The organism is Streptococcus sp. SG1, from assembly GCF_030439935.1.
Classification (GTDB): domain Bacteria; phylum Bacillota; class Bacilli; order Lactobacillales; family Streptococcaceae; genus Streptococcus; species Streptococcus gordonii.
In genome coordinates this window covers 48522-72508 of the sequence record NZ_JAQFJC010000003.1, presented here as the reverse complement: position 1 = coordinate 72508, position 23987 = coordinate 48522, and the positions used below count along the sequence as shown (strand labels likewise).

Annotated in this window: 24 protein-coding genes; 23 read left to right on the top strand and 1 reads right to left on the bottom strand. The window is 40.8% G+C overall.

The annotated features are described in order from the left end of the window. From ptsP to PCY06_RS03245, 15 genes are all read left to right on the top strand, one after another. A complete protein-coding gene (ptsP, locus tag PCY06_RS03315; protein ID WP_045635112.1) occupies nucleotides 1-1734 on the top strand; it encodes a phosphoenolpyruvate--protein phosphotransferase in 1734 nt (577 codons plus the stop codon). 257 nt (nucleotides 1735-1991) lie between these two features. After that, on the top strand, nucleotides 1992-3893 hold the full coding sequence (gene glgB / locus PCY06_RS03310; RefSeq protein WP_048774959.1) for a 1,4-alpha-glucan branching protein GlgB: 1902 nt from the start codon (nucleotides 1992-1994) through the stop codon (nucleotides 3891-3893). 184 nt (nucleotides 3894-4077) lie between these two features. Further along, nucleotides 4078-5220 carry a glucose-1-phosphate adenylyltransferase gene (locus tag PCY06_RS03305; protein WP_082307469.1) on the top strand — a complete coding sequence of 381 codons (1143 nt, stop codon included), beginning with the start codon at nucleotides 4078-4080 and terminating at the stop codon, nucleotides 5218-5220. Next, nucleotides 5210-6349, top strand: a complete 1140-nt coding sequence (gene glgD, locus PCY06_RS03300; RefSeq protein WP_061583057.1) for a glucose-1-phosphate adenylyltransferase subunit GlgD — start codon at nucleotides 5210-5212, stop codon at nucleotides 6347-6349. The genes PCY06_RS03305 and glgD overlap by 11 nt, the downstream gene beginning before the upstream one ends. Then, on the top strand, nucleotides 6346-7776 hold the full coding sequence (gene glgA, locus PCY06_RS03295; protein WP_061583056.1) for a glycogen synthase GlgA: 1431 nt from the start codon (nucleotides 6346-6348) through the stop codon (nucleotides 7774-7776). The genes glgD and glgA overlap by 4 nt, the downstream gene beginning before the upstream one ends. Before the next feature lie 214 nt (nucleotides 7777-7990). Next, a complete protein-coding gene (locus PCY06_RS03290; RefSeq protein WP_301387062.1) occupies nucleotides 7991-10387 on the top strand; it encodes a glycogen/starch/alpha-glucan phosphorylase in 2397 nt (798 codons plus the stop codon). A gap of 152 nt (nucleotides 10388-10539) precedes the next feature. Then, nucleotides 10540-11040 carry a phosphatase PAP2 family protein gene (locus PCY06_RS03285; protein ID WP_082307471.1) on the top strand — a complete coding sequence of 167 codons (501 nt, stop codon included), beginning with the start codon at nucleotides 10540-10542 and terminating at the stop codon, nucleotides 11038-11040. A 305-nt stretch (nucleotides 11041-11345) separates the two neighbouring features. After that, nucleotides 11346-11546, top strand: coding sequence for a F0F1 ATP synthase subunit C (locus PCY06_RS03280; RefSeq protein ID WP_008809483.1), 201 nt, complete (start codon nucleotides 11346-11348; stop codon nucleotides 11544-11546). Between the two features lie 35 nt (nucleotides 11547-11581). Then, nucleotides 11582-12295 (top strand): F0F1 ATP synthase subunit A, encoded by a 714-nt coding sequence (gene atpB, locus PCY06_RS03275; RefSeq protein ID WP_111723959.1) that lies wholly within the window; start codon nucleotides 11582-11584, stop codon nucleotides 12293-12295. Nucleotides 12296-12314: 19 nt separating this feature from the next. Next, on the top strand, nucleotides 12315-12809 hold the full coding sequence (atpF, locus tag PCY06_RS03270) for a F0F1 ATP synthase subunit B (protein ID WP_111723958.1): 495 nt from the start codon (nucleotides 12315-12317) through the stop codon (nucleotides 12807-12809). Next, nucleotides 12809-13345, top strand: a complete 537-nt coding sequence (locus PCY06_RS03265; RefSeq protein WP_301387061.1) for a F0F1 ATP synthase subunit delta — start codon at nucleotides 12809-12811, stop codon at nucleotides 13343-13345. The genes atpF and PCY06_RS03265 overlap by 1 nt, the downstream gene beginning before the upstream one ends. Nucleotides 13346-13359: 14 nt before the next feature. Beyond that, nucleotides 13360-14865, top strand: a complete 1506-nt coding sequence (gene atpA, locus PCY06_RS03260) for a F0F1 ATP synthase subunit alpha (RefSeq protein ID WP_008809479.1) — start codon at nucleotides 13360-13362, stop codon at nucleotides 14863-14865. A gap of 15 nt (nucleotides 14866-14880) precedes the next feature. Next, the gene (locus PCY06_RS03255; RefSeq protein ID WP_008809478.1) at nucleotides 14881-15762 is read left to right on the top strand and encodes a F0F1 ATP synthase subunit gamma; all 882 of its coding nucleotides are present in this window, start codon (nucleotides 14881-14883) and stop codon (nucleotides 15760-15762) included. Nucleotides 15763-15799: 37 nt separating this feature from the next. After that, a complete protein-coding gene (gene atpD, locus PCY06_RS03250) occupies nucleotides 15800-17206 on the top strand; it encodes a F0F1 ATP synthase subunit beta (protein ID WP_008809477.1) in 1407 nt (468 codons plus the stop codon). Nucleotides 17207-17213: 7 nt separating this feature from the next. Further along, the gene (locus tag PCY06_RS03245; RefSeq protein ID WP_008809476.1) at nucleotides 17214-17633 is read left to right on the top strand and encodes a F0F1 ATP synthase subunit epsilon; all 420 of its coding nucleotides are present in this window, start codon (nucleotides 17214-17216) and stop codon (nucleotides 17631-17633) included. Nucleotides 17634-17676: 43 nt separating this feature from the next. Here PCY06_RS03245 and PCY06_RS03240 read toward each other — a convergent pair whose 3' ends face one another. After that, on the bottom strand, nucleotides 17677-18540 hold the full coding sequence (locus tag PCY06_RS03240; RefSeq protein ID WP_046165304.1) for a YitT family protein: 864 nt from the start codon (nucleotides 18538-18540) through the stop codon (nucleotides 17677-17679). Between the two features lie 253 nt (nucleotides 18541-18793). Here PCY06_RS03240 and tmk point away from each other — a divergent pair, with 253 nt between their 5' ends. The 8 genes from tmk to PCY06_RS03200 all read left to right on the top strand — a co-directional run bounded on the left by tmk (nucleotide 18794) and on the right by PCY06_RS03200 (nucleotide 23974). Further along, entirely contained in the window at nucleotides 18794-19432 is a 639-nt protein-coding gene (gene tmk, locus PCY06_RS03235; protein WP_105026394.1) for a dTMP kinase, read from the top strand. After that, complete coding sequence (locus PCY06_RS03230; protein WP_195916517.1) at nucleotides 19429-20328, top strand: DNA polymerase III subunit delta'; 900 nt, start codon at nucleotides 19429-19431, stop codon at nucleotides 20326-20328. The genes tmk and PCY06_RS03230 overlap by 4 nt, the downstream gene beginning before the upstream one ends. 14 nt (nucleotides 20329-20342) lie before the next feature. Beyond that, nucleotides 20343-20666 carry a DNA replication initiation control protein YabA gene (gene yabA / locus PCY06_RS03225; protein WP_008809472.1) on the top strand — a complete coding sequence of 108 codons (324 nt, stop codon included), beginning with the start codon at nucleotides 20343-20345 and terminating at the stop codon, nucleotides 20664-20666. A 2-nt stretch (nucleotides 20667-20668) separates the two neighbouring features. Then, nucleotides 20669-21523, top strand: coding sequence for a 16S rRNA (cytidine(1402)-2'-O)-methyltransferase (gene rsmI, locus PCY06_RS03220; protein ID WP_125366512.1), 855 nt, complete (start codon nucleotides 20669-20671; stop codon nucleotides 21521-21523). Between the two features lie 51 nt (nucleotides 21524-21574). Further along, nucleotides 21575-22078, top strand: a complete 504-nt coding sequence (locus PCY06_RS03215; RefSeq protein WP_125366514.1) for a methylated-DNA--[protein]-cysteine S-methyltransferase — start codon at nucleotides 21575-21577, stop codon at nucleotides 22076-22078. 3 nt (nucleotides 22079-22081) lie between these two features. After that, complete coding sequence (locus PCY06_RS03210) at nucleotides 22082-22435, top strand: arsenate reductase family protein (RefSeq protein ID WP_048777475.1); 354 nt, start codon at nucleotides 22082-22084, stop codon at nucleotides 22433-22435. Nucleotides 22436-22927: 492 nt separating this feature from the next. After that, nucleotides 22928-23383 carry a hypothetical protein gene (locus PCY06_RS03205; protein ID WP_048777474.1) on the top strand — a complete coding sequence of 152 codons (456 nt, stop codon included), beginning with the start codon at nucleotides 22928-22930 and terminating at the stop codon, nucleotides 23381-23383. A gap of 318 nt (nucleotides 23384-23701) precedes the next feature. Continuing rightward, nucleotides 23702-23974, top strand: a complete 273-nt coding sequence (locus tag PCY06_RS03200) for a hypothetical protein (protein WP_230309014.1) — start codon at nucleotides 23702-23704, stop codon at nucleotides 23972-23974. Nucleotides 23975-23987: the final 13 nt, after the last annotated feature.

Here is a 23987-nt window from a genome sequence, read left to right as displayed (position 1 = left end):
ATGACAGAAATGCTTAAAGGAATTGCGGCATCTGATGGTGTTGCTGTTGCTAAGGCATATCTATTAGTCCAACCGGATTTGTCATTTGAGACTGTTTCAGTCGAAGATACGAATGCAGAAGAGGCTCGTTTGGATGCAGCTCTTGAAGCTTCACAGAACGAGCTTTCTATTATCCGCGAGAAGGCAGTAGGTAGCCTTGGTGAAGAAGCAGCCCAAGTATTTGATGCTCACTTAATGGTTCTCTCTGACCCTGAAATGGTTGGTCAGATTAAAGAAACAATCCGTACGAAAAAAGTGAACGCTGAAGCGGGACTTAAAGAAGTAACGGATATGTTTATCACAATTTTTGAAGGTATGGAAGACAATCCGTACATGCAGGAACGTGCAGCGGATATCCGTGACGTTACAAAACGTGTTCTTGCAAACCTTTTGGGTAAAAAATTGCCAAACCCAGCTTCTATTAATGAGGAAGTGGTTGTCATTGCACATGACTTGACTCCATCTGATACAGCACAGCTTGATAAAAACTTTGTTAAGGCTTTTGTAACAAATATCGGTGGACGGACTAGTCACTCAGCAATCATGGCTCGTACGCTTGAAATTGCTGCTGTTCTCGGTACTAATAATATTACAGAATTGGTAAAAGACGGGGACATCATTGCAGCTAATGGTATCACTGGTGAAGTGATTATCAACCCAACTGAAGATCAAATTTCAGACTTCAAAGCAGCTGGTGAAGCTTATGCAAAACAAAAGGCTGAATGGGAATTGCTTAAGGATGCCGAAACTGTAACTGCAGATGGCAAACACTTCGAGTTGGCGGCTAACATTGGTACACCAAAAGACGTTGAAGGTGTAAATGCAAATGGTGCAGAAGCTGTTGGTCTTTACCGTACTGAGTTCCTCTATATGGATTCACAAGATTTCCCAACAGAAGATGAGCAGTATGAAGCATACAAAGCTGTTCTTGAAGGAATGAACGGAAAACCAGTGGTTGTTCGTACGATGGATATTGGTGGAGATAAGGAACTTCCTTACTTCGATATGCCACATGAAATGAACCCATTCCTTGGCTTCCGTGCTTTGCGTATCTCTATCTCTGAAACTGGTAATGCAATGTTCCGTACACAAATTCGCGCTCTCTTGCGTGCTTCTGTACATGGACAATTGCGCATCATGTTCCCAATGGTAGCTCTTCTGACAGAATTCCGTAAAGCTAAAGCGGTTTACGAAGAAGAAAAGGCTAAGTTGCAGGCTGAAGGTGTTGCTGTAGCGGACAACATTCAAGTAGGTATCATGATTGAAATTCCAGCTGCAGCTATGCTAGCGGATCAATTTGCTAAAGAAGTTGACTTCTTCTCTATTGGTACCAATGACTTGATTCAGTACACTATGGCAGCAGACCGGATGAATGAACAAGTTTCTTACCTCTACCAACCTTATAACCCATCTATCCTTCGCTTGATTAACAATGTTATCAAGGCAGCTCATGCTGAAGGTAAGTGGGCAGGTATGTGTGGAGAAATGGCTGGTGATCAAACAGCTGTACCATTGCTTGTTGGTATGGGCTTGGATGAGTTCTCTATGAGTGCGACATCTGTTCTTCGGACTCGTAGCCTCATGAAGAAGTTAGATACTAAGAAGATGGAAGAATTGGCTCAACGTGCATTGACAGAATGTGCAACGTTGGAAGAAGTCTTGAAGCTTGAAAAAGAATATCTGGACTTTGATTAATTAATTTTATAGAGCGGGAAACCGCTCTTTTTTAGAACCATTTTCAAAATGGTTCTTTCTTTAAATTTCGTTCGTCAAAATAGCGACTTATATATGGATGAAAATGAATCAACAGGAAATTGGTATATAAGAAAACGGAGAGAGGTCAATCGTTCGGTTTTTGGAAAAATTTGCCAATATTTATGAAATTTACTTGAAAAAATGTCGAAATTAAGATAAAATAGAAACATAGAAAACGCTTACAAAGAGGTGATTGCATGGACAAAAACGAAGCATTAAGAACCTTTACAACTGGTGAAAACTTTCATTTGCAACACTATCTAGGAGCACATCAGGAAGAAGTAGATGGTAAGGTTGGCTACTCTTTCCGTGTTTGGGCTCCCAATGCTCAGAGTGTTCATTTGATTGGTGATTTCACTAATTGGTATGAAAATCAGATTCCTATGGCACGTAATGAAGCAGGGGTCTGGGAGGTATTTACAGATCTACCCAAGGAAGGGGATATTTACAAGTACAATGTCAAACGTAGCAGTGGTCAAGAAATTTTGAAAATTGATCCACTGGCTGTATATTTGGAAGAGCGACCTGGAACTGGAGCAGTTATCCGTACGATTCCTGAAAAGAAATGGAAAGATGGTCTCTGGCTAGCCCGTCGGAAACGCTGGGGTTTCTTCTCACGACCTGTCAATATCTATGAAGTGCATGCTGGTTCATGGAAACGTAATGAAGATGGCAGTCCGTATAGCTTTGCCCAGTTAAAAGAAGACTTGATTCCTTATCTGGTGGAAATGAACTATACGCATGTGGAATTCATGCCACTTATGGCTCACCCGCTAGGACTTAGCTGGGGTTATCAGCTTATGGGTTACTTCGCTTTTGAGCATACCTATGGTACGCCTGAGGAATTTCAAGACTTCGTCGAAGAATGCCACTTAAACAATATCGGGGTTATTGTAGACTGGGTACCAGGTCACTTCACTATTAATGATGATGCTTTAGCCTACTATGATGGCACACCGACTTTCGAGTATCAGGACCACGATCGGGCTCATAACTATGGTTGGGGTGCTCTCAACTTTGATTTGGGCAAGAATCAGGTTCAGTCTTTCTTGATTTCCAGCATTAAATTCTGGATTGATTTCTATCATCTGGACGGGATTCGGGTTGATGCTGTCAGCAATATGCTCTATCTAGACTATGATAGCGGACCTTGGCAACCAAACAAAGATGGAGGCAATCGCAACTATGAAGGGTATTACTTCCTGCAACGCCTTAATACAGTTATCAAGTTAGCCCATCCTGATGTTATGATGATTGCTGAGGAAAGTTCCTCAGGCACCAAGATTACGGGGATGAGAGAGCTGGGTGGTCTAGGTTTTGACTACAAGTGGAATATGGGCTGGATGAATGATATTCTTCGTTTCTACGAGGAAGATCCGATTTATCGTAAGTACGATTTTAATCTGGTAACCTTTAGCTTTATGTACGTATTCTCTGAAAACTTCCTACTGCCATTCTCGCATGATGAAGTGGTTCATGGCAAGAAGAGTCTCATGCACAAGATGTGGGGCGACCGTTACAATCAATTTGCAGGGCTCCGCAACTTGCTGACCTACCAAATCTGCCATCCGGGCAAGAAATTGCTCTTTATGGGATCAGAATTTGGTCAGTTCTTAGAATGGAAGTCAGAAGAGCAACTTGAGTGGTCTAATCTGGACGATCAGATGAACAAGAAGATGCAGGGCTTTACTGCTGCACTCAATGCCTTCTATAAAGACAATCGTCCGCTTTGGGAGATTGATCTGAGCTATGATGGCATCGAAATCATAGATGCAGATAATGTTGATCAAAGTGTCCTCTCCTTTATTCGTAAGACTGAAAAAGGAGATATGTTAGTTTGTGTATTCAATATGGCGCCGGTAGAGCGGAAGAACTTTACCATTGGTGTTCCAGTGGAAGCCATTTATGAAGAAGTATGGAACACTGAATTAGAAGAATGGGGAGGTGTTTGGAAGGAACATAACGAAACAGTTCAGTCTCAAGAAGGACTTTGGAAGGATTATCCGCAGACCTTGACCTTCACACTGCCAGCTCTTGGAGCCAGCATCTGGAAGATTAAGCGTCGTATTAAATCAAAGTCGACTAAAAATAAAAAATAGGGTTATCCCATTTGTTGTAATTGAACTTGTATTAAAATATCGGAGAAAAATACGCAATTTGCGAAATGAAATGAGCCATAAGTTCGGATGCTGTAAGGTATAAGTCTTCCTTGGAGTACCGTTCCGTCAACACATTTCCTGTTTTTGATGTTTAATGCACTCGAACCTTAGCAAGGAGTAGTCTATGAAGAATGAAATGCTAGCTTTGATTCTTGCCGGTGGGCAAGGAACACGTCTTGGAAAGCTTACACAGAGTATTGCAAAACCTGCAGTACAGTTTGGTGGACGATATCGTATTATTGACTTTGCCCTGTCTAACTGTGCTAATTCCGGCATTCACAATGTCGGTGTCATTACTCAATACCAGCCGTTGGCTTTGAATAGCCATATTGGAAATGGGTCCAGCTGGGGATTAGATGGCATTAATACAGGGGTGTCCATTCTTCAGCCTTATTCTGCTAGTGAAGGAAATCGCTGGTTTGAAGGAACTAGTCATGCAATATTCCAAAATATTGATTACATTGACAGTATCAATCCAGAATATGTCTTGATCTTATCTGGGGACCATATCTACAAGATGGATTATGATGAAATGCTCCAGTCTCACAAGGACAATAATGCCAGCTTGACAGTAGCTGTACTGGATGTGCCTCTCAAAGAAGCCAGCCGTTTTGGTATCATGAATACAGATGCTAATAATCGGATTGTTGAATTTGAAGAAAAACCAGAAAATCCTAAGTCAACTAAGGCTTCTATGGGAATTTATATCTTTGATTGGCAACGTCTGCGCAATATGCTGGTGGCGGCTGAAAAGAGCAATGTGGATATGTCCGACTTCGGTAAAAATGTTATCCCTAACTACTTAGAATCTGGCGAAAGTGTTTATGCTTATGATTTTGAAGGCTATTGGAAAGACGTTGGTACGGTTGAGTCTCTCTGGGAGGCTAATATGGAATATATTAATCCAGAAAATGCTTTGGATAGCCGTAACCGTCGCTGGAAGATTTATTCTCGTAACTTGATTTCTCCGCCAAACTTCCTCAGTGAAAATGCCAAAGTAGAAGATTCTCTGGTTGTTGATGGTTGCTTAGTTGATGGGACTGTTAAACACTCCATTCTTTCTACTGGGGCTCAAGTTAGAAAGGGTGCTGTTATTGAGGACTCTGTCATCATGAGTGGTGCTATTATTGGTCAGGGTGCTAAGATTAAGCGGGCTATTATCGGAGAAGGTGCCATTATTGCAGAAGGTGTAGAAATAGATGGCACAGAGGAAGTATTTGTTGTCGGATACAACGAGAAAGTGGGGGTACCAAAAGATGAAGATTGATAAATATTCAGCGATTTTAGGAAATACTGTCGGGTTCCACGATATGTCTACTTTGACGGATCATCGTCCAGTGGCCAGCCTTCCGTTTGGTGGAAAATACCGCTTGATCGACTTCCCTCTTTCAAGTCTGGCTAACGCAGGAATTCGTAGCGTCTTTGGTATCTTCCAACAGGACAACATTAGCTCAGTATTTGACCATATCCGTTCAGGTCGTGAATGGGGGCTATCTACTCTCCTCAGTCACTACTATTTGGGAATCTACAATACTCGTGTAGAAAGCTCTACAGTCGGTGAGGAATACTATGATCAGCTCTTAACTTATCTCAAACGTTCTGGTTCTAACCAAACTGTTGCTCTCAACTGTGATATTTTGATTAATATAGATCTCAATCAGGTTTTCCACTTACACAATACAACGCAGCAACCGATCACAGTTGTTTATAAGAAACTGCATAAAGAAAATATTTCTGAAGTAAACTCTGTTTTAAATATTGATGAAACAGACCACGTCAGAGGTCATAAGCTCTTTGATGAGCGGGAAGATGCAGAACTCTTCAATATGTCTACGGATATCTTTGTTGTGGATACTCCATGGTTAATTGAAAAGTTGGAGGAAGAGGCTAAGAAAGAACATCCTCAAAAACTACGCTATGTCCTACGTGATTTGGCGGTTGAAGAAGGGGCTTTTGCCTATGAATATACTGGCTATTTGGCCAATATCCACTCTGTAGAAACATACTATCAGGCTAACCTCGATATGTTAGAAAGCAAAAAATTCTATTCACTCTTTAGTCCAAATCAAAAAATATATACCAAAGTTAAGAATGAGGAACCTACCTATTATGCTCCTTCTTCAAAGGTGTCTCGCGCCCAATTTGCGTCTGGAAGTATTGTCGAGGGTGAGGTTGTTAATTCAGTGATCTCACGTAATACAAATATCAAAGCTGGTAGTCAAGTGAAAAATAGTATTCTATTTCCTCGGGCTGAAATTGGTGCAAATGCAACAGTTGAATATGCCATTCTTGACAAGGGTGTTGAGGTTGCAGAAGGTGTTGTAATACGTGGAACAGAAGATAATCCAATTGTTGTTAAAAAAGGTCAAAAAGTAACAGAGGACATAATTCGATGAAGATTTTATTTGTAGCAGCAGAAGGAGCACCATTTTCGAAGACAGGTGGTTTGGGGGACGTTATAGGCGCTCTCCCAAAATCACTTGTTAAACATGGTCACCAAGTTGGTGTTATTCTTCCTTATTATGATATGACGGATGCTAAATTCGGCAATCAAGTAGAGGATCTCTTCTACTTTGAGATCAGTGTTGGTTGGCGACGTCAGTATGTCGGGGTTAAGCGCCTGGTCTTGAACGGTGTGTCCTTCTATTTCATTGATAATCAGCATTATTTCTTCCGAGGCCATGTTTATGGGGACTTTGATGATGGGGAACGTTTTGCCTACTTCCAACTAGCAGCTGTTGAGTTGATGGAGCGGATTGATTTCATTCCAGATGTCCTCCACGTTCACGATTACCATACTGCGATGATTCCTTTCTTGGTTAAGGAAAAATATCGCTGGATTCAAGCATATCAGAATATCAAAACCGTCTTGACCATCCATAATTTGGAGTTCCAAGGTCAATTCCCGGACAGTATGCTCTGGGAGCTCTTCGGAGTAGGCTATGAGCGCTATGCAGACGGAACCCTTCGCTGGAATGACTGCCTCAACTGGATGAAGGCTGGTATTCTCTACGCAGACAGAGTGACCACTGTATCTCCTAGCTATGCTGGTGAAATTCGGACTCCAGAATTTGGTTGCAATTTGGATCAGATTCTGCGGATGGAATCTGGTAAGCTAGTGGGTATTGTTAATGGTATTGATACAGAGATTTACAATCCTGAAACAGATCCATTGCTAGCCCATCACTTTGACAAATCTGACTTATCTGGTAAACTAGAAAATAAGAGAGCTTTACAGGAACGTGTAGGCTTGCCTGTTAGAGACGATGTTCCACTTGTTGGGATTGTATCGCGTCTGACTCGTCAGAAAGGTTTTGACCTAGTGGTTGAAGAGTTGCATAATTTTCTTCAGCAAGATGTACAAATCGTCCTTTTGGGTACAGGTGATTCAGCATTTGAGCAAGCCTTTGCATGGTTTGGTCAAGCTTATCCAGACAAGCTTTCGGCTAACATTCTCTTTGATGTGGGATTAGCTCAAGAGATTTATGCTGCCAGTGATATTTTCCTGATGCCTAGTCGCTTCGAACCTTGTGGTCTATCTCAAATGATGGCTATGCGTTATGGAACCTTGCCTTTGGTACATGAAGTTGGCGGTCTGCGCGATACAGTAGAACCTTATAATGTTTATACAGGTCAAGGAACTGGATTTAGTTTTAATAATTTTTCTGGTTATTGGTTGAGCTGGACTTTTAAAGAAGCTCTTAACCTCTATACCCACGATAAGGAGGCATGGAAATCCATGCAAGAACAGGCCATGGAAAGAGATTTTTCTTGGGACACGGCTAGTTTGGCGTATAGTGATTTGTACCAATCACTTCTATAACATTTACTTTGGAATCAGTATAAGCAAATCCTCTCTTGACCTTGGGACAAGGGAGGATTTCCGTGAGAATTACTTTTTTATATATTATCATGCTGTTTTGGAGCTTTGTTTTTAGCCGGTAGCTGAAGCGAGTGTTTCCCATCTTGATTGAAAAAAGTATTTCTACATTAAAAAACTGTTTCCCGCTATCAAGAAAGGGAGATTATCGTCCACAATGGAACTGACAAAAGAGCAATTTATCCGAGATTTTAAGGATATTTTACATGAAAGACAATTAATAAAAGTAGCTGATGCAACGCCGAGAGAACTCTTCCAAGCTCTAGCTAATACTGTCCGTAAGTATATTACTCCACTATGGTTGGAACGTCGTAAAAAGTTGGTCGAACACCGCCAAAAAACAGCTTATTACTTCTCTATTGAGTTTTTACCGGGTCGTATGTTAGAAACTAACCTACTCAATCTTGGGATCCTTGATACTGTCAAAGATGGTTTTGCAGAAATGGGCGTGGATTTTACAGCTGTAAAAAATGCTGAGCATGACATGGCTCTTGGAAATGGTGGTCTCGGTCGTTTGGCTGCTGCCTTTATGGATTCTCTTGCTACAACGGGCTATCCTGGTTTTGGAAATGGGATTCGCTATCGCTATGGCCTCTTCAAACAACGGATTGTAGATGGATACCAGGTTGAAATTCCCGATGACTGGTTTGGAAGACTGGGGAATGTCTGGGAGACTCGAAAGGATCATGATATTGTAGACGTTAAAATTTTTGGTAATGTTTATCTTCGTGCTAACGAAGAAGGAAGAATTGTACCAGTTTATGAGAATTCTAAAACCTTGCGTGCGGTGCCTTATGATGTGCCTCAGATTGGTTTTGGCAATGACAATGTCAATAACCTGCGACTTTGGGATGTTGAGATTCCAGAAGAATATGAGTTGGACTATCCGACGATCGAAGCTCGTCGCCGTGTGCAGGATATAACAGCTATTCTCTATCCAGATGATTCTAGTCATGAAGGTAAAGAACTGCGTTTGATTCAGGAATACTTTATGACCAGTGCAGGTTTGCAGACAATTATCAAATCCTACCTCAAGCAAGGTCGTCCGCTCAAGGATATTCATGAGAAGGTTTCTGTCCATATCAACGATACCCATCCAGCTGTTGCACCAGCTGAATTTATGCGTCTTTTGATGGATGAATATGGTCTTGAATGGGCAGATGCTTGGAATGCAACGGTTAAGACTATGAGTTATACCAACCACACTATTTTATCTGAAGCTTTGGAAAAATGGGATGCTGAACTCTTTAAGAATGTCCTGCCTCGGGTCTATCAAATTATCTTGGAAATTGATAACCGCTATGTGACGGAAATGGCTAGTCGGGGGATTGCTCCGCAAATCATTGAAAATACTCGGATCGTCAAAGACAATCAAATCCACATGGCTCATTTGGCGATCATTGGTGGCCATTCGGTAAACGGGGTTGCCAAACTCCATACTGAATTGCTCAAAGAAGATACCTTGCGTGACTTTTATGCTATCTATCCAGAGAAATTTAACAACAAAACAAATGGAATTATCCAACGTCGCTGGTTGCAGATTGCGGATGAGCCTTTATCAGCTGAGATTGATAAGCTAATTGGTAAGGGCTGGAGACGTGATATCCATGAGCTGCGTAAGCTTTTGGAATTCAAGGACAATCAGCAAGTTCTAGGTGATTTCTACCGAGTGAAGCAAGAAGCCAAGGCTCGTCTAGCCGACTTCATCAAGGAATCAACAGGAGTAGAGGTCTCTACAGATGCTATCTTTGATGTACAGGTGAAACGCCTCCACGCCTACAAGCGTCAGCTTCTTAACTTGCTTCATATCATCAAGCTCTACTGGGACCTCAAGGACAATCCTGACAAGGATATGGTGCCACGTGTCTTTATCTTTGGTGCTAAGGCTGCTCCGGGCTACCACTTTGCCAAGTCTGTTATCAAACTGATCAATGAAGTGGCCAATCTGGTCAACAAGGATGAAAGCCTGCAAAGCAAACTCAAGGTTGTCTTCTTAGAAAACTACCGGGTCAGCCTGGCTGAGCTCATCATTCCAGCAGCAGATGTGTCTGAGCAGATTTCTCTGGCTTCCAAGGAAGCTTCTGGTACTTCCAATATGAAGTTCATGATGACAGGTGCCATTACCCTAGCTACTCTGGACGGGGCCAATATTGAAATCAAGGACGAGGTCGGTGATGACAATATTGTCATCTTTGGAATGGACAAGGACCAAGTTTACGAGCACTATGCCCGCCACGATTACTACTCACGCGGTGTCTATGAAAGCAATCCAGACATTCGTCGGGTGGTCGACACCTTTGTCAATGGAACGATTCCAAATGTTCGTGAAGAAGGCTCTGAAATCTACGAAGCCCTCATCACCCACAACGACGAATACTTCCTCTTGGAAGACTTCCATGCCTACGTGGAAGCTCAAGAGAAGATTGATGCTCTCTATCGTGACAAAGAAAAATGGGCTCGCATGAGCTTGATCAACATCGCTACATCTGACAAGTTTACCTCAGATGATACCATTGAGCAATATGCTAAGGAAATCTGGAACTTAGAGAAGTAGTATTCTTTGACAATTATGAATATTAAGAGATTGAGACTTTGTGCTTAGTCTCTTTTGGTATTCAACTGGGATCGCATTTTAAAACGTCAAAATTAAAACCGAAATTAGAAAGAACATATGAGCTTAACTTATTTGAAAAACGGTGATAAGGTTTGAAAGACTACACAATTTTCTATCAACAATTAACGGCTCCCTTTCGTAGTCGACCTCAATGGGTGAAGGGATTTGCTTATTTTAATCGGACGATGACAATTTTCATGCCCTTAGTCTATGGATTTGTCCTGCTTAGTGCCTATCTAAATAAAGGGTGGAAAGAATTGCTTGCTTTTATACTCCTACCAGCTATTGGATTTGCTCTGTTGTCAGCTATTCGCAAACGACTGAATCAAGCACGCCCTTACGAAAAATGGGCTATTCAGCCTTTGCTGGATAAGGATACATCAGGCAAGTCCATGCCCAGCCGCCATGTCTTTTCGGCGACAGTGATTTCCATGTGCTTGCTATACTTTTTCTGGCTACCGGGGCTCCTCTGCCTCTTGCTTTCGTCAGGGCTTGCCATAGTGCGCGTGATTGGCGGAGTGCACTATCCAAAGGATGTGCTAGTAGGCTATCTTTGTGGCATTTGCTGGGGAAGTATTCTTTTCATATTTTAAAATGCCTACGGAGATTTCGATTTTTCTACCGCTAACCTAAATAAAGAAATTTAGCAGCAGTTATCAATTTATTATTGTTGATTTGACAAAGAAGAACAGTTTTAGCACTTTTGTCCTATTTAAAAGCCATCTTTCGGGAAAAAAGAGAAAGAAATAGCGAAACATAGCGGTTTTTATTTACTATATTTAATGAATAAAAGGGTAATAAATTAAAATCGCTTACAATGTATAAAAACATTTGACAAAACAGTTTTTTAGGACTAAACTAAGGAAGTAATTTTAAAAACACAAAAGGAGAATTCATCATGAATTTAACATTTTTAGGACTTTGTTTGGCCTGTATGGGTGTTTCGATTGCAGAAGGAATGCTTATGAGTAATCTTTTCAAATCAGCCGCTCGTCAGCCAGAGATTATTGGACAATTAAGAACTTTGATGATTTTGGGTGTTGCCTTTATTGAAGGGACTTTCTTTATAACCCTTGCAATGTCATTCTTGCTCAGATAGAAGAAAGTTATCCTTAGAAAAGGAGGTGGAGTTCGTTGGAAGAAAGTGTAAATCCAACCATTCAGTTAGGTCCTGTGACCTTTAATTTAACTCTGCTTGCTATGTCGCTTTTAGCTGTTCTTTTGGTTTTTGCCTTCGTTTATTGGGCGAGCCGCAAGATGACCCTCAAGCCGTCGGGAAAACAAAATGCCTTAGAATATCTCTACGATTTTGTGATTGACTTTACCAAGGGAAATATCGGAAATAGATATATGAAGAACTATTCGCTCTTCTTATTTTCGCTTTTCTTATTTCTGGTGGTGGCCAATAACCTTGGTCTCATGGCAAAACTGCAAACAACTAGCGGTGAAAACCTGTGGACATCACCGACAGCCAATATTGCTTTTGACCTTAGCATGTCTTTCTTAATTACTTTGATTTGTCATGTGGAAGGCATTCGTCGTCGGGGCTTTAAAAAATACTTAAAAGCTTTTGTGACACCGGGCTTTATGACGCCAATGAATATCTTGGAAGAGTTTACCAACTTTGCTTCTTTAGCCTTGCGGATTTACGGAAATATCTTTGCAGGGGAAGTCTTGTCTGGTTTGCTGGTCACTCTTTCTCATCAAGCAGTATTTTACTATCCACTAGCATTCGGATTAAACTTAGTATGGACAGCCTTTTCTGTTTTCATTTCTTGCGTTCAGGCTTATGTTTTCACTATGTTGACATCCATGTACTTGGGCAAGAAAATTAATGGTGAGGAATAAAGAGAAAGGAGTCGAATAAATGAATATAACCATAGGTGAATTGATTGGAAACTTTATCCTTGTGGCAGGTTCCTTTCTTCTTTTGATTGTCCTAATCAAGAAATTTGCTTGGGGCAATATCACCAGCATTTTTGAAGAAAGAGCAAAGAAAATTTCTGACGATATTGATAGTGCAGAATCTGCTCGTAAGAATGCAGAAGTCTTGGAGCAAAAGCGTGAAGAAGCACTGGCAGGAAGTAGGGCAGAAGCAGCTACTATTGTTGAAACAGCTAAAGAAACGGCTGAGAAAAACAAAGCGAGTATTTTAGCTGACACGACTGAAGAAGTTAGCCGATTGAAGCAAAAGGCAAATCAAGAAATTGCTCAATCAAAAGCAGACGCTTTAAGATCAATCAAGGGCGATGTGGCAGATTTGTCAATTGATTTGGCTAGTAAGATTATTGGCCAAACTTTAGACAAGGAAGCTCAAAGTCAATTGATAGACAGTTATATCGACAAGCTAGGAGATGCCTAATGGACAAGAGAAGCAATGCAACCGTTGAAAAGTATGCTGCTCCATTTGTCCAAATAGTGCTTGACAAAAACCAGCAAAGAGATGTGTTTAGAGAATTAAGTCAGATTAAGGGGATTTTTGAAGAAACCCATCTTGCTGACTTTTTATCGCATATTGGCGTCAGTCAAGCTGAAAAAAGTAAGGTTCTTCGTTTGTTTCAAACATGTGATTCGGTCTTGGTTAACAACTTGATCGAAGTCCTAGTAAAAAATGGACGGGAAGACTTCTTTTATCCAATCTTACTCGATATCTTGAAGAAAATCGAGAAGGAAACCAATGAATTTGAGGTAACTATCCATTCAGTGGAGGGATTATCAGAAGAGCAGAAGGCTCGGCTTATTCCTGTGATTGAGAAGAAGATGAACCTCAAGGTTCGTTCCATTAAGGAAAATTTGGATAGGAGCTTGATTGGAGGCTTTGCCATCACAGCCAATCATAAGATAATTGACACAAGCATTAAGCGTCAGTTGAAAGCAGTTAAAGAAAAATTGAAATAGAAAGTGGTGTTCTTTTGGCAATTAACGCACAAGAAATCAGCGCTTTAATTAAGCAACAAATTGAAAATTTCCAGCCGGATTTTGATGTTACTGAGACAGGTGTAGTAACCTATGTTGGTGACGGAATTGCGCGTGCGCATGGGCTGGATAATGCCATGAGTGGAGAGCTCTTAGTCTTTGAAAACGGCTCTTACGGGATGGCGCAAAACTTAGAATCAAATGATGTTGGGATTATTATTTTAGGAGATTTTACCGACATTCGTGAGGGAGATACCATCCGCCGTACAGGTAAGATCATGGAAGTTCCTGTAGGGGAAGCCTTGATTGGACGGGTTGTGGATCCTTTGGGTCGGCCGGTAGATGGTCTGGGTGATATTGCAACAGATAAAACACGACCAGTTGAAACGCCTGCTCCAGGTGTTATGCAACGGAAATCAGTTTCTGAACCTTTGCAGACTGGTCTCAAGGCGATCGATGCCTTGGTTCCGATTGGTCGTGGCCAACGGGAATTGATCATTGGGGACCGTCAGACTGGTAAGACAACCATTGCTATTGATGCGATTCTAAACCAAAAAGGCCAAGATATGATCTGTATCTATGTAGCTATTGGTCAGAAAGAATCAACAGTTCGTACACAGGTAGAAACGCTCCGCCAGTATGGTGCACTTGACTATACTATTGTCGTGACTGCATCTGCTTCACAACCTTCTCCATTGCTTTACCTTGCTCCTTACGCTGGTGTAGCAATGGCGGAAGAGTTTATGTACAATGGCAAGCACGTTTTGATCGTCTATGATGATTTGTCAAAACAGGCGGTAGCTTATCGTGAATTGTCCCTCCTTCTTCGTCGTCCACCAGGTCGTGAAGCTTTCCCAGGGGATGTCTTCTATCTTCACAGTCGTCTCTTAGAGCGTTCAGCTAAGGTTTCTGACGAACTAGGTGGAGGTTCTATCACAGCTTTGCCATTTATTGAAACACAGGCAGGTGATATCTCAGCCTATATCGCGACCAACGTGATTTCAATCACTGACGGACAAATTTTCCTCAGCGACAGCCTCTTCAATGCTGGTGTTCGTCCGGCGATTGATGCGGGTTCTTCTGTATCGCGGGTTGGGGGATCAGCTCAGATCAAGGCTATGAAGAAGGTAGCCGGAACCTTACGGATTGACTTGGCTTCCTATCGCGAGCTAGAAGCCTTTACCAAATTTGGTAGCGACTTGGATGCTGCGACTCAGGCAAAACTAAACCGTGGTCGTCGAACAGTAGAAGTATTGAAACAGCCAGTTCATAAGCCACTTCCTGTGGAAAAACAAGTAGTTATTCTCTACGCTTTGACCCACGGCTTCTTGGACAGTGTTCCGGTTGATGATATTCTTCGCTTTGAGGAAGAATTATTTGCCTACTTTGATGCACATCAAGAAGGTATTTATGAAACAATCCGGACGACTAAGGATCTTCCGAGTGAGGAAGTTCTGGATGCCGCTATTACTGAGTTTGTCAATCAGTCTAGCTTTAAATAAGAATAGAGGTGTCAGATGGCAGTTTCATTGAACGATATCAAAAATAAAATTGCATCCACAAAAAACACCAGTCAAATCACTAATGCTATGCAAATGGTATCAGCGGCTAAGTTAGGAAAATCCGAGGAAGCAGCTAAGAACTTTCAAATTTATGCTTCCAAGGTTCGGAAACTCTTAACGGATTTGCTTCATGGACATGAGGCAGAAAATGCTAAACACCATCCAATGCTGACAAGTAGACCAGTCAAAAAAACAGGTTACATTGTTATCACATCTGACCGTGGCTTGGTTGGTGGCTACAATGCCACCATTCTCAAAGCCATGATGGAGCTGAAGGCAGAATACCATCCAAAGGGAGATGATTTTGAGATTCTCTGTATTGGAGGTGTTGGTGCGGACTTTTGTCGAGCTAGAGGGGTTCAGCCAGTTTATGAACTGCGTGGTTTACCCGATCAACCAAGCTTTGATGAGGTCCGTAAGATTATTAGCAAGGCCATTGAGATGTATCAAAATGAACTTTTTGATGAGCTTTATGTCTGTTACAACCATCATGTCAATAGTCTGACCAGCCAGATGCGGATTGAGCAGATGCTACCGATTATTGACTTGGATCCAAATGAAGCTGACGAGGATTATACCGTTAATTTGGAATTAGAATCTAGTCGGGAAGCTATTTTGGACCAATTGTTGCCTCAGTTTGCTGAGAGCATGATTTATGGAGCTATTATTGATGCTAAGACAGCTGAAAATGCTGCTGGCATGACGGCTATGCAGACAGCGACTGATAATGCTAAAAAAGTCATCAGTGATTTGACGATTCAGTACAACCGCGCTCGGCAGGCTGCCATTACGCAGGAAATTACTGAAATTGTGGCGGGTGCTAGTGCCCTAGAATAGGCCACTGATTAATTAGAAATTAAACGAGGGAAATAACATGAGCTCAGGCAAAATTACTCAGGTAATCGGGCCAGTCGTAGACGTCGCGTTTGCAGCTGGAGATAAGCTACCTGAGATAAATAATGCACTTGTAGTCTATAAAAATGATGAGAAAAAATCAAAAATCGTCCTTGAAGTAGCTCTTGAGCTTGGTGATGGAGTGGTTCGGACTATCGCCATGGAGTCAACAGATGGTTTGACACGTGGTTTGGAGGTTCTTGACACAGGTCGTCCGATTTCTGTACCGGTTGGTAAAGAAACCTTAGGTCGGGTCTTCAATGTCCTTGGGGACACTATTGACTTGGATGCACCGTTTGGGGATGATGCAGAGCGTCAACCAATTCATAAGAAAGCACCGACCTTTGATGAGTTATCAACTTCATCTGAAATTCTGGAAACAGGAATCAAGGTTATCGACCTTTTAGCACCTTATCTGAAAGGTGGGAAGGTTGGACTCTTCGGCGGTGCCGGAGTTGGGAAGACCGTCTTGATCCAAGAATTGATTCACAACATTGCCCAAGAGCACGGTGGGATTTCTGTTTTTACAGGTGTTGGAGAACGGACACGTGAAGGGAACGACCTTTACTGGGAAATGAAAGAATCAGGCGTTATTGAGAAAACAGCCATGGTTTTTGGTCAGATGAATGAACCACCAGGAGCACGTATGCGTGTTGCCCTAACTGGTTTGACAATTGCCGAATACTTCCGTGATGTAGAAGGCCAAGACGTGCTGCTCTTTATCGATAACATCTTCCGCTTTACTCAAGCTGGTTCTGAAGTATCTGCCCTTTTGGGTCGTATGCCTTCAGCGGTTGGTTACCAACCAACACTTGCGACAGAAATGGGGCAACTCCAAGAGCGTATCACATCAACTAAAAAGGGTTCTGTAACCTCTATCCAGGCTATCTATGTGCCAGCGGATGACTATACTGACCCTGCGCCAGCAACAGCCTTCGCTCACTTGGATTCAACGACAAACTTGGAACGTAAGTTGGTACAATTGGGGATTTACCCAGCCGTTGACCCACTCGCTTCAAGCTCTCGTGCCTTGGCACCTGAGATTGTTGGAGAAGAGCACTACGCGGTAGCTGCTGAAGTTAAGCGAGTCTTACAACGCTATCACGAATTGCAGGATATTATCGCAATTCTAGGTATGGACGAATTGTCTGATGAAGAGAAAACTCTGGTTGCTCGTGCACGTCGGATCCAATTCTTCCTATCACAAAACTTTAATGTGGCGGAGCAATTTACAGGTCAACCTGGTTCTTATGTACCAGTAGCTGAAACTGTTCGAGGCTTCAAAGAAATTCTTGAAGGAAAACATGACAAGTTACCAGAAGATGCCTTCCGTGGAGTTGGTTCTATTGAGGATGTTCTGGCTAAAGCAGAAAAAATGGGATTCTAAGAGGTGAATGATGGCTCAAATGACAGTACAAATCGTTACTCCGGACGGTCTCGTTTATGACCACCATGCTGCATTTGTTTCCGTAAAGACCATTGATGGAGAGTTGGGAATCCTACCTCGTCACATCAATACCATCGCTGTTTTAGAAGTAGATCAGGTCAAGGTACGCCGGGTCGATGATGATAAACATATCGACTGGGTAGCAGTCAATGGCGGAATCATTGAAATTGCAGATAATGTCATTACGATTGTGGCGGACTCAGCTGAGCGTGAGCGAGATATTGATATCAGCCGGGCTGAGCGAGCTAAACTCAGGGCTGAGCAAGAAATCGAAGAAGCACACGACAAGCACTTGATTGACCAAGAGCGCCGGGCTAAGATTGCTCTGCAACGGGCAATTAACCGGATTAACGTTGGAAGCAAATAAAAAGGAATCCAAATTTTGGATTCCTTTTTGTGTGGATCTATTGTTAACGAGCGATTGGTTGTTTGTTTTCGTCTAATGTAAATCCTTCCCCTAAAATCTCGTGAGCCTCTGTAATTGTGATAAAGGCATGAGGATCAATTCGATGGATAATTTCTTTCATCTGTTGCATTTCATTTCGAGCTAAGACGCAGTAGATGACTTTGTAGTCTTGCTTTGTGTAGTAACCAGTACCATTTAGCAAGGTCACACCTCGATCAAGTTCCTCAACAACAGCCTGTGCTAATTCTTCAGATTTTCCAGTAACGACTAAGAAACCTTTACCAGCATAACCACCTTCGGCGATCAGATCAATAACACGAGAAGCAATAAAGACAAATACTAGTGTATAAGTTACAAGACGCAAGTCTTTAAAGACAATCACGACTAAGAAAAGAACAAAGAAGTCAACGGCAAACATGAGTTTTCCGATAGAAATATGGGTGTATTTATTTAAAATTCGAGCAATAATATCGGAACCTCCGGTTGTTCCACCGGCGTTGAAAATGATTCCTAGTCCGGCTCCGAGGATGATACCAGCTATCAAAGACACAATGACCAAGTCTCCGTCTAAATCTACTACAAAGGGAATTTTTTCAAAAATGGCCAGCCAAGCAGATACAGAGAATGTTCCTATCAGGCTGTAGAAGAAAGATTGTTTCCCCAGAATCTTCCAAGCAAAGAAGAAGAGAGGGAAGTTGATCACTAGGTTCATAACGGAAACCGGAAGTTTAAATAAATAGTAGGTAATGAGGGTAACCCCAGTGACTCCACCTTCAAATAAATGATTGGGAATAGCTAAATAATTGATCCCAAAAGAAAAAAGGCCTGCACCAAATATAATCCAAAGTATGTTTTTTAATCTCAGCATAAGAATCTCCTCCAAAAAATTTCCTTTTTATATTGTATCAAATGTTTCTAACTTATGTAATGAATTTAATGATTTTTTTTGATAAAATAGTAAAAGAATTGTAAAAAAATAGAACGAGTATTGCTTTCTGGCAGTAAGGAGTCTGTAAGTTTCTCATATTTGCATACAAACTAGAGGAAAGACGAACGGGCTGCCAAGTATGTAAGGGCATTATAGGAACATTCCTTGCTCTATAAGCATAGAAAAGGAACATATGAAAAGAGGATTATTAGTTTCGCTAGAAGGACCGGATGGAGCTGGAAAATCTAGCGTTTTAGAAGCTCTGGTACCGATTTTAGAAGCCCAAGAGCATCAGGTAGTGACAACTAGAGAGCCTGGTGGAGTCCCAATTTCAGAGGCTATTCGAGAAGTGATATTGGATCAGAATAATACAGAGATGGATGGGAAGACAGAACTTTTACTTTATATTGCCAGTCGTAGGCAGCATTTGATAGAAAAAGTGCTTCCTGCCTTAGAAGCTGGTAAATTAGTTATCATGGATCGTTTCATTGATAGTTCTGTTGCCTATCAAGGTTTTGGTCGTGGTTTAGATGTGGCAGATATTGAATGGCTCAATCAATTTGCAACGGATGGTCTTAAGCCAGATCTAACCTTGTATTTTGATTTAGATGTCGAAGAAGGTCTTGCTCGCATCGCTAAAAATAAGAATCGTGAGGTCAACCGTCTTGACTTAGAGGGACTGGAAATGCATCAACGAGTCCGTCAGGGTTATCTCTATAGCTTGGAAAAGGATCCAGAACGCCTAGTTAAAATTGATGCCAGCCAGGCTTTGGAAGATGTTGTAAAAGATAGCCTAGCTGTCTTAAACCAGCATTTAAATAGTAAATCATGAACATTAATGAATTAAAGGAACTTCAACCTAAAATTGTTGATCGTTTTGAACGAATTCTAGAGCAAGATAAGCTGAACCATGCTTATCTTTTTACAGGAAATTTTGCCAGCTTTGATCTGGCCCAGAAATTAGCTCAGAGCCGTTTCTGTCAGAATAAGATGGGTGTTTGGCCATGTGGTGAATGCCGGTCTTGTCGACTGATTGCTGAGGAAGATTTTTCAGATGTTACAGTGGTTCGCCCACAAAATCAAATCATCAAGACAGAACGTATACGAGAGCTACTCAAGAATTTTTCACAGAGCGGAGTAGAAGGTAATGAGCAGGTATTTATCATTTGTGAGGCAGAAAAAATGCACCTGAATGCAGCAAATTCTCTCTTAAAAATGATAGAAGAACCTCAAAGTGAGGTATATATTTTCCTTCTGACCAGTGATGAAAATTTGATCTTACCTACGATTAAAAGTCGGACTCAGGTCTTTCATTTCCCAAAAAATGAAGATTATTTGGTAGCGAAATTGGAAGAGTCTGGCTTGCTTAAGGACCAGGCGCAGCTTCTTGTAGCTTATAGCCAGACTTTGGAGGAAGCTCAAAACTTGCAGACTAGCAAATCCTTCTTTGATGTAACACAAGTCTGTCAGCGCTTTGTTGATCTTTGTCTTGCTAAGAATGATTTGGCCTTTTTACAGGTTGCTAGATTAAGCAGTTTGGCTGATGATAAAGAAAAACAGGACCAGATTTTTAGGATTCTAGAGATTTTATTTTCTCAACATATAGAGAAAGAAAGTGGTCGGACTTCTTTAGATAGATTGTTTCAATCTCGAAAAATGTGGCAGGCCAATGTGAGTTTCCAAAATGCTTTGGAATATATGATCATACAGCCAGCAAAGCGTAGCTAAGGAGAAAAATAGATATGGATAAAAGAGAAATATTTGACGCTTTAGATGATTTTTCACAAAATCTAATGCTAACTCTGGCTGAAGTAGAAGCAATTAAAAAAAATCTAAAGAGTGTTATTGAGGAAAATACAGTTCTGCGCTTGGAGAATGACAAGCTACGAGAACGACTCGGAGAAGTGGAAAAAACAGGACCAAGTAAAGGTGGCGGTCAAGGACGCGAGAATCTTGAGCGAATTTATTTGGATGGTTTTCATATTTGCACAGACTTCTATGGTCAAAGACGAGATAATGACGAAGAAGAATGTGCCTTTTGTAATGAATTATTGTTCAGGGAGTAGCCATGCAAATTCAGAGAAGTTTTAAAGATACGTCATCCTATGGTAAGCTCTATCTGGTGGCGACTCCGATTGGTAATCTGCAGGATACTAGCACTCGTATGTTAGAAACTCTTGAGAAAGTGGATTATATTGCGGCAGAAGATACACGTAATACCGGTCGCTTGTTGGATTATTTCGATATCTCGACCAAGCTAATCAGTTTTCATGACCATAATTCCAGAGCAAGGATCCCAGAAATCATTGCTCTTTTAAAAGAAGGCTATGATCTTGCCCAAGTATCGGATGCAGGTCTTCCCTGTATTTCGGATCCAGGCCACGACTTGGTAAAAGCTGCCATTACAGAAAATATCATTGTCGTATCAGTGCCAGGTCCTTCGGCGGGAATTTCTGCACTGATTGCTAGTGGTTTAGCTCCTCAACCCCACATTTTCTTTGGTTTTCTTCCTAGAAAAAAAGGCCAGCAAAAAGAATTTTTTGAAAGCAAGAAGGCTTATCCCGAGACGCAGATTTTTTATGAATCCCCTCATCGGGTCAAGTCGACTTTGGAAAATATGCTGGAAGTCTATGGAGACAGACAGGTAGTTCTAGTTCGCGAATTGACGAAGATTTATGAAGAATACCAGAGGGGACTGATATCTGAATTACTAGAAGCTATTGGTGATGAGCCACTCAAGGGCGAGTGCTTGCTAATTGTAGATGGTGCTACTGAGGAGAAAACTGAGAAGTCAGAAGAGGAATTATTGGCTGAAATTGATTTTCTCATTGAAACCGGCAGTCAAAAAAGCAAGGCTATCAAAGAAGTTGCGAAAAAATATGGTTTGAATAAGAGTGACTTGTACTCAACCTATCACCAGTAATCTTACAAGTGACTGAGAGCTAAAAGACAAAAAAGGAAGGGACTAGAAAAGTTGACTTATTATAAAATAATTTATCATTCTCCTTTGGGTCCTCTTTCTTTGGTGGCAGATGAAAGCGGACTGAGAGGTGCTTGGTTTGTTGGCCAGAAATATTTTGAGCGTGGTCTAAATGGACAAGTAATTGAAGCAAGCAATCCCATTCTCGAGCAGACTGCTCAGCTCCTTGATGCCTACTTTGCTAGTCAGGATGTAGATTTCTCAAGTTTGACTTTAGCAGATGCAGGGACTGATTTTCAAAAGCGCGTTTGGAGCTATTTGAGTCAGATTCCTAAAGGGAAGACAGTGACTTATGGGCAAATTGCCAGAGACCTTGGTGTTTCGTCTGCTCAAGCAGTCGGAGGAGCTGTTGGTCGGAATCCATTTTCCGTTATCATTCCCTGCCATCGCGTTTTGGGAAGTCAAGGACAAATGACAGGATATGCTGGTGGTTTAGATAAAAAGCTCTGGCTTTTAAACCATGAAGCAACAGAGATTGATAGAAAAAAATTGAGGTGAACTATGTTACAATTTATCGAATATCCCAAATGCTCTACCTGCCGTAAGGCCAAGGCTGAGCTCAATCAATTAGGAGTGGACTTTGAGGCGGTAGATATTGTCCAAAATACACCTAGTCGAGATCAACTCTTAGATTGGATCCAGAACTCAGACTTTGAGATCAAGGCTTTTTTCAATACCAGTGGTCTCAAATACCGTGAGCTGGGTCTCAAAGAAAAGGTGCCACATTTGACAGCCCAGGAAGCCGCTGATTTGCTGGCGACTGATGGTATGCTGATTAAGCGACCACTCCTGGTTCGAGATAACCGAATCTTGCAGATTGGCTACCGAAAGGCGTATGAAGAGTTGGGGTTGTGATAAGATAAGGCTTGATAAAAAGGCTATTATATTCATCTGTAGTCAAATAGAACGACAAAATGAAATAGAGAACATCCAATTGTGTTAGATAATAAAAAAACAGACTGAAATCAAGAAATAGGAAAGATTTAGTCACAAGTAAAGAGGCGAATGGATTGGAAGCCTCTTTTTTTCTAACATAGAATTTTTTACCAGTTTGTTGAAGTTGTGGATAAGGCTTCTAAACAATTTCATTTGATATTTTGTAAGATGATCTTCCACCTTGCCGGGAAAGTGATGTCGAAAAACATATGTAGGTAGGTAAGTAAGCCCAAGAATTTTTGGGTCTATATTATTAAAGATGAGGAAGAATTATAATGCTTCTATTTTTTAAAATATGATATAGATCTTTTAGAGAAGGTTAGTGAAAAAATATTATATTTATGTGAATTAGTTGTTGATTTAGATACAAATCAAATTGTACACCTTGATTTCATTAATAGGTAGGAAAATATGTTTAAAATAATAAAAAAAGAATATAATCAGCAAGAGAAGTTAATATATAAAACGGATACAAAGGAATTAATAGCTACTCCAACAATAGCTAGCGATATTACTTTTAGTTTTATATATTTATTTTTAGGTTTTAATTCAGAAAATATGGAATCCACTCAATTTTGGGGGTATCATAACGACTTTTCTTGGATAAAAAGAAGTTTGGTGCCTCCTAAATTTGATAAAGGTGTTATTGTTGTTACAGATAATGATATTAATGGGGGAGATAGTTTTCTCATTGACTATGCTTACAATTGGGAAACGTATTATGATGAGCAATCAGGTTGGCTTAAAATCGGTTCTGAAATTTCAAGGGAAGATCTTAACCATGTTGAATTTTTCAGAAATACTATTGCTGGTATTGATGGGCATGGCAATATCCAAGAATTTTGGCTCAAACCTAAATTTAAATGATGTGAAACTAATATAGTGTTTCCTAGAATATAGGTTTCTTTGTGACGAATATTTGATTCTCTATTTCGAACTGGTTGACAGGTTTGTTTTGGTTACAGACTGGTATCTATACTTTTATTTTCAAAGATTACGATTTCTTTTTGATTGATGATAAAGAAGAATTGCAAACTTTTAAATGGTGAAGAACTTCTTATCGAAGGAAATAGGTATAAGGAGTATCAAGTGGGATGGAAATAATTATTATAGGTGAGGATTGTTCCATTTGGTATATTCAAGATCACTACCAATCTTTCATAAAAATAAAACAAGAGGTATATAGTGTCAAAAAAATTTAATGAAAGAACGTTTAGAAAGATAGAACAAACTTATAGAGTTTATTTACCTGACGAATTTAAAAAAGTTTTTGGAAATATGGAGGAACTTCCTAAAAACTGGTATGATTGGAGTGACTTTTCATCTCAGAATGTTAAAATGCTGAGTAATTACATACAAATAATCAAAGAAAATATAGCAGAAGAAATAGAAGATGTTGATTGGAGTGATAATTGGGGAGAAGCTCCTAATGACATTAAAAAGCTTTTCATGATATAATAAATCTATCTCA

Bases quoted from the DNA above. Each gene is read 5' to 3' on its own strand.
- ptsP (WP_045635112.1), top strand. From the start codon at position 1: ATGACAGAAATGCTTAAAGGAATTGCGGCATCTGATGGTGTTGCTGTT.
- glgB (WP_048774959.1), top strand. From the start codon at position 1,992: ATGGACAAAAACGAAGCATTAAGAACCTTTACAACTGGTGAAAACTTT.
- PCY06_RS03305 (WP_082307469.1), top strand. From the start codon at position 4,078: ATGAAGAATGAAATGCTAGCTTTGATTCTTGCCGGTGGGCAAGGAACA.
- glgD (WP_061583057.1), top strand. From the start codon at position 5,210: ATGAAGATTGATAAATATTCAGCGATTTTAGGAAATACTGTCGGGTTC.
- glgA (WP_061583056.1), top strand. From the start codon at position 6,346: ATGAAGATTTTATTTGTAGCAGCAGAAGGAGCACCATTTTCGAAGACA.
- PCY06_RS03290 (WP_301387062.1), top strand. From the start codon at position 7,991: ATGGAACTGACAAAAGAGCAATTTATCCGAGATTTTAAGGATATTTTA.
- PCY06_RS03280 (WP_008809483.1), top strand. From the start codon at position 11,346: ATGAATTTAACATTTTTAGGACTTTGTTTGGCCTGTATGGGTGTTTCG.
- atpF (WP_111723958.1), top strand. From the start codon at position 12,315: ATGAATATAACCATAGGTGAATTGATTGGAAACTTTATCCTTGTGGCA.
- PCY06_RS03265 (WP_301387061.1), top strand. From the start codon at position 12,809: ATGGACAAGAGAAGCAATGCAACCGTTGAAAAGTATGCTGCTCCATTT.
- PCY06_RS03255 (WP_008809478.1), top strand. From the start codon at position 14,881: ATGGCAGTTTCATTGAACGATATCAAAAATAAAATTGCATCCACAAAA.
- atpD (WP_008809477.1), top strand. From the start codon at position 15,800: ATGAGCTCAGGCAAAATTACTCAGGTAATCGGGCCAGTCGTAGACGTC.
- PCY06_RS03245 (WP_008809476.1), top strand. From the start codon at position 17,214: ATGATGGCTCAAATGACAGTACAAATCGTTACTCCGGACGGTCTCGTT.
- PCY06_RS03240 (WP_046165304.1), bottom strand. From the start codon at position 18,540: ATGCTGAGATTAAAAAACATACTTTGGATTATATTTGGTGCAGGCCTT.
- tmk (WP_105026394.1), top strand. From the start codon at position 18,794: ATGAAAAGAGGATTATTAGTTTCGCTAGAAGGACCGGATGGAGCTGGA.
- PCY06_RS03230 (WP_195916517.1), top strand. From the start codon at position 19,429: ATGAACATTAATGAATTAAAGGAACTTCAACCTAAAATTGTTGATCGT.
- yabA (WP_008809472.1), top strand. From the start codon at position 20,343: ATGGATAAAAGAGAAATATTTGACGCTTTAGATGATTTTTCACAAAAT.
- rsmI (WP_125366512.1), top strand. From the start codon at position 20,669: ATGCAAATTCAGAGAAGTTTTAAAGATACGTCATCCTATGGTAAGCTC.
- PCY06_RS03210 (WP_048777475.1), top strand. From the start codon at position 22,082: ATGTTACAATTTATCGAATATCCCAAATGCTCTACCTGCCGTAAGGCC.
- PCY06_RS03205 (WP_048777474.1), top strand. From the start codon at position 22,928: ATGTTTAAAATAATAAAAAAAGAATATAATCAGCAAGAGAAGTTAATA.